This window comes from Anaerosporobacter sp. (assembly GCF_965301125.1).
Map to the genome: position 1 here is coordinate 1 of NZ_CBDLAM010000212.1, position 5,817 is coordinate 5,817.

At 32.6% G+C, this 5,817-nt stretch carries 7 protein-coding genes; all 7 read left to right on the forward strand.

What is annotated here, in order from left to right:
• A partial coding sequence (gene rlmH, locus ACW2QF_RS16910) for a 23S rRNA (pseudouridine(1915)-N(3))-methyltransferase RlmH (protein WP_455717189.1) occupies positions 1-409 on the forward strand: 409 nt, incomplete at its 5' end.
• A 428-nt stretch (positions 410-837) separates the two neighbouring features.
• Positions 838-1,578: a TRM11 family SAM-dependent methyltransferase gene (locus ACW2QF_RS16915; protein ID WP_455717190.1), complete on the forward strand. Its 741-nt coding sequence runs from the start codon at positions 838-840 to the stop codon at positions 1,576-1,578.
• Between the two features lie 114 nt (positions 1,579-1,692).
• On the forward strand, positions 1,693-1,914 hold the full coding sequence (locus ACW2QF_RS16920; protein ID WP_455717191.1) for a helix-turn-helix domain-containing protein: 222 nt from the start codon (positions 1,693-1,695) through the stop codon (positions 1,912-1,914).
• Between the two features lie 4 nt (positions 1,915-1,918).
• Positions 1,919-2,752: a DNA adenine methylase gene (locus tag ACW2QF_RS16925; RefSeq protein WP_455717192.1), complete on the forward strand. Its 834-nt coding sequence runs from the start codon at positions 1,919-1,921 to the stop codon at positions 2,750-2,752.
• Complete coding sequence (locus ACW2QF_RS16930; protein WP_455717193.1) at positions 2,736-3,812, forward strand: DNA adenine methylase; 1,077 nt, start codon at positions 2,736-2,738, stop codon at positions 3,810-3,812. The genes ACW2QF_RS16925 and ACW2QF_RS16930 overlap by 17 nt, the downstream gene beginning before the upstream one ends.
• Positions 3,781-4,266: a hypothetical protein gene (locus ACW2QF_RS16935; RefSeq protein WP_455717194.1), complete on the forward strand. Its 486-nt coding sequence runs from the start codon at positions 3,781-3,783 to the stop codon at positions 4,264-4,266. Before ACW2QF_RS16930 ends, ACW2QF_RS16935 begins: the two co-directional genes overlap by 32 nt.
• A gap of 12 nt (positions 4,267-4,278) precedes the next feature.
• On the forward strand, positions 4,279-5,583 hold the full coding sequence (locus ACW2QF_RS16940; RefSeq protein WP_455717195.1) for an AlwI family type II restriction endonuclease: 1,305 nt from the start codon (positions 4,279-4,281) through the stop codon (positions 5,581-5,583).
• Positions 5,584-5,817: the final 234 nt, after the last annotated feature.

The following is a 5,817-nucleotide window of genomic DNA, read 5'->3' on the forward strand; positions in this document are numbered from 1 at the left end:
AAAACGACTTAGTCGTTATTGTAAATTAGAGATCATAGAAGTGCCAGACGAGAACACTCCAGATAATGCATCTGAGAATGAGGAGCTTCAGATTAAAGCCAAAGAAGGGGATAAGCTTCTAAGATACATCAAAGATAATGCTTATGTTATCGCCCTTGCTATCGAAGGCAAGATGTTAACAAGTGAAGAATTATCTGAGAAGATGGAACAGTTAGGAATCAATGGTGATAGTAATGTTGTATTTGTAATCGGTGGTTCTCTTGGTTTAGATAAGAGAATCCTAGACCGTGCAGATTATAAGTTGAGTTTTTCAAAGATGACATTTCCACATCAGATGATGCGTATGGTGTTGCTTGAGCAAGTGTATAGAGGGTTTCGGATTATGAAAGGGGAACCGTACCATAAATGACGGAGAGTTTTACTGAAATTGGAAGTAAATTAGGGACAGATTAATGAGAAAGTAGAAGAGTCAAGCCCCGTCAACTGCAGTAATAATAATTAGGATTGAATCGAGAGGTTCAGTCCTCTTTTCGTTGAGGAAAGAGTCGGAGGAATGAATGAAGTATAGATGAAGAGTAGGTTTGAGAGGAAGATTGTTAATGACTTTGGATTGTGTATATATGTGTAAGTATAAATAATGATACGAAATTATTGAAGTAAGAATGGGCACTTTTATGGCACTTCAAAGAAGAATGATTATTTTTTTGTACAATAAACACTTAAGATATTGAAAGATATAACATATATGCAATTTGTATAGGTAGGGAATGTGAAATTGTTACATTTTAAGCTAGAACCATAGTTCTATATAGGTTATGATGTATAGTGTATTGAATAATGGAGGGGGTATTTATTATAGAAAATCCGCAACAATTTAAACTAGAGGAGACTACTATTTGGTCTTTTCCGAATAGAGGGAAATGGGCAACCCATTCGGGTGAATATAGGGGGAACTGGTCTCCATACATACCTCGTAATTTAATTTTGAGATACTCAAAGGAAAATGATTGGGTTCTCGATCAATTCTTAGGAAGCGGTACTACGCTCGTCGAATCAAAACTTCTTAATAGAAATGCTATAGGCATTGATATCAATAACAAATCGTTAGATATAACTAATTCAAATCTAAAATTCCCTAGTGATAGTAATTCAAGAATATGTTTAAGACAAGGAGATGCAAGAAGTCTATTATTCATAAAGAATGATAGTATCGATTTTATATGTACGCATCCACCATATGCAGATGTAATAAAATATAGCGATGGAATCTCGGGCGATTTATCATTATTTAAGTATGAAGAATTTCTAAGTGAAATGCGAAAGGTGGCTCAGGAATCTTATCGTGTAGTGAAAAAAGGTCATTTTTGTGCATATATGATAGGAGATATTAGACGTAATTCTTATGTGATGCCATTAGGATTAGAAAGTATGCAAATTTTTGTAAGAGAGGGTTTTATATTAAAAGAAATAATAATAAAAGAACAGCACAACTGTAGATCTACTCAATTTTGGAAAAATAAAAAGAGGAATTTTTTAATGCTGGCCCATGAGTATATTTTTGTATTAGAAAAGAAATAGGTATTGTATAAAAATTCAGCGATCGCTGAATTTTTAGTTGTATATATCTTAAAAATCATTTATACTTAATATGAATTTAGAATAAGGTAGAAGCATACAGATAAGGATTATGATATGACTATAACTTATAGAAAATTGTGGATTCTTTTAAACTCAAAGAGAATGAAGAAAAAAGATTTATGTACTTTGGCAGGGATTAGTCACGCTTCGGTAGCGAAGCTTGTAAAGAATGAAAATATTACTATGGATATACTTGTGAAAATATGTACTGCATTAGAGTGTGATATCAGTGATATTGCTGAGTTAATAGATACACACACTATAGAAGGGACTTAACTATATGACAGAACGGTACTTAAAAATAAATGAATTGTCGAATGTAAAACCAGTGCTGAAATGGGCTGGTGGAAAAACACAAATGCTTAATGATATTATTCCTAGAATGCCAAAGCAGTATGGAAAATATATAGAGCCATTCATAGGTGGAGGAGCATTGTTTTTTAACATAGGTCCAGATGAATCAGTTATTTCTGATTCAAATCCTGAACTTATAAATTTATATAGTCAATTAGCCAATCATTGTGATGAAATAATTGATATGCTTAGTTTTTACAAAAATGATGAAGAGTTTTATTATCAAGTGAGAGCAAAGGATTGGCTAGAATGTGAACCAATTGAAGCAGCGGCTCGTACCATTTATTTAAATAGAACGTGTTTCAATGGGTTATATCGACTGAACAAAAAAGGCTTCTTTAACACGCCTTATGGTAAATATAAGAACCCTAATATTTGTAATCCAGAAAAGCTTCAAATGGCGTCACAAGCTTTAAGGGATACGCAAATTATTTGTGGAGATTATTTAGAGGTTCTAGGTAAGTTTGCTGAAGCAGGTGACTTTATTTTTTTAGATCCGCCGTATGTTCCAATATCGGACTTCTCTGATTTTAAAAGATATACAAAGGAACAGTTTTATGAACAAGATCAACGAAATTTAGCAAATGAAGTTAAAAGATTAGTTGATATGGGATGTTATGTAATGCTTACAAATTCTAATCATCCATTGGTCCATGAATTGTATGCACCATATAACATTGAGATTATACAGACTAAAAGAAACATAAATAGAAATGGAAATAAGAGAACAGGAGAAGACGTAATTGTTACAGCATATTAGTAAATGTTCTATAGAGGAACAAGTAAATAAATTTCCCACAACGAGATACATGGGGTCAAAAAATAAGCTAATAGATGCCATATGGAGAGCATCTTCACAATTTGAGTTCGATTCTGTACTTGATCTATTTTCTGGTTCTGGGGTCGTTAGCTATATGTTTAAGGCGCATGGGAAAAGAGTCATTAGCAATGATTATATGACCATGGGTTCGACAATAACAAAAGCTCTGATAGAGAATAATAGAACAGTATTACCTATAAGTGAAGCTAAAGAATTAATGGTTCAACATGGAACCATTGATTCTTTTGTTCAGGATACATTTAAAGAGATATATTATTCAGATGAAGATAACCTATTTATTGATATAGTTAGAAATAATATTTTAAAAATTGAAGACGAATATAAAAGAGCAATAGCTATGTCGGCATTAACGAGAGCATGTATGAAAAAGAGACCAAGAGGTATCTTTACGTATGTAGGACATAGATATGATGATGGACGTAAAGATCTAATGAAATCATTTGAGGAACAGTTTTTAGATGCGGTGGAACTCATTAATTGTGCAGTATTTAACAATAAGAAAAGAAATAAATCGTATAATTCCGATGCAATGGAATTAAAGAAAAAAGTTGATCTTGTATATATAGATCCACCTTATTATACTCCAAAGTCAGATAATGAATATGTAAGAAGATATCACTTTGTTGAGGGTTTGGCTAGAAACTGGGAAGGTGTTGAGATACAAAAAGAAACCAAAACAAAGAAATTTAAATCATATCCCACTCCTTTTTCCAAAAGAGAAGGAGCTAAATTAGCATTTGATACTTTATTTAAGAAATACAAAAATTCGATTTTAGTAGTTTCTTATTCATCAAATAGTTTACCTACGATGGAGGAAATGGTAGAATTATTAAAGAAATATAAAGATCATGTGGAAGTGATACCAGTTGACTATAGATATAGCTTTGGAACAAGAGCAAATACCGAAAGAAATGAAGTACAAGAATATATATTTGTAGGAGTGAATAATGGCGAAGGCGGATATAATTCAAATCGATGAGAACACATTTAAAGTTGTAGAAAAGAAGACGATAAAAACTAAAGATGGGGAGAAGAAGGTTGAAGAGACAAGAATAGTTATTAATCCGATAGACATATGGTTAATTGGAAATACAGGTATGCGTAATCCTTGGAGAATTCCAAGTGGATTTAAGGTATATGTTGAGTCAAATCTTGTCGGAAGATTACGGGCTCCAAACGATCAAGTTGCTTTTAAAAAAGTTTTGCACAATGCCGGTGAAATTGGTGGAGATGCAGATAAAGACGTTGATGCAAGTATTACACGTAAATATAGGCTAATGTTTAATAAATTTGGCTTTGCTTATCCAGAAGTCACTAAGAAAGATGGATTTAATCAGGAAGAACTGGGACCAGTTGATGCGATTACACCATTGGGAAAAGCTTTTTATAATGCAGATACGATATCTTCGAAACAGGAATGTTTTCTGCGTTGATTAATAGTGCCGATGGAAAAATTAAATAATGAAGAAACATATTCTCCATTATTGTGGGTTCTTTCAGTAATGCTTAAACTAGAGGAGCGTACAGGTGAAGCAAAAATAAATTTCATAGAATTTGCTGTTTGTGTGCAAACGACAAATCCTAGTAATAATATAGATAAAGTAATAGATTCAATACTTGATATTCGGGAAAAGAGAAAGGTAGCTGAAAATAAAAAGAAGTTTGACGCAGATATCATTGAACAAGCTTGGAATAGATACTTGAAATTAAAGATTAATTTTAAAGACTATGCAGATATGAATCTTAGATATCTGAAATCAGCCCGAAATGTTAAAAGTGCAGGAAGAGGAATTACTCTCGTTCCAGAATATCGTTCAATGGCAATAGAGCTCATTAAAAGTGTTGTAAGTACAGAACCATTAAAAGAACGATATACCAAACTATGTCAGGGAGCCCCATTGCCAACAGACAATGTTCATACAGCTAATCAGGTCCTTCGAGACATGATCACAGAGTTAGAGTACTATAACATCTCATATAGTATACCAGATATTCCTCTTGATTCTGCCAAGAATATTAATATTGTTCGGAATAGTTTAAAGAGGGATATTGATAAATTTAAGGAAGAGCAATATGCACAAAGACAGAGTAATGAATGGACAGAAATATTTGAATATATGAATCTTTTAGTTGAAAATACAGGTAAGGAAAAAGAGATTAGTGACGATTATATAATTAAAGTACCTAAATCGGAGGCGGCAGCTTATTTAGAGTGGATATTGTGGAGGGCTTTCCTAGCAATAGATAGTATAAAAAATAAGCCGTATGAAGCAAGAGGATTCAATATAGATCAGGATTATCTACCTGTTGGAACTGCCCCAGGTGGTGGACCTGATATACTTTTCGAATTTGAAAATTATTTTATAGTTATTGAGGTTACAATGTCTACTAATTCAAGACAAGAGGCAATGGAGGGGGAACCAGTAAGAAGGCATGTTGCTGATCTTGTTATGAACAAAACTAAACCTGTATATGGGATATTTATAGCGAATAAAATTGATTCTAATACAGCGGAGACATTTAGAATAGGGGTTTGGTATAATCAAAAAGATGAAAAGCTTGCATTAAAAATAGTACCATTTACCCTTCGACAATTCTCAACTTATTTTCAATACATGTTTACTCATAATATAGCATCACCAGATAAGGTATTAGAGTTATTTACTGAGTGCTTTGCTGCAAAAGAGGAAAGGGAAGGTCCTAGTTGGAAGGCAGAGATCGATAGAATTGTATTTCAGCAGATAGGATAAAAAATTATTTTGTAGCATTTTGGATGCGATAAATTACTTTTAAGTATTGAAGTGAGTCAAATTGGATAGATTAAAACCGTACATAATGGTATAATAAATTTATATTATTAGTAGGATTACAGAATATTGAGCTGATACCAGAGGCAAACGAAACCTTTGGTATCAGCTTTTTTCTGTTTAAAGAAAGACCAACTATCAAAAGTCAATAGGTAAATAAAAAAGAATATTGGTTAT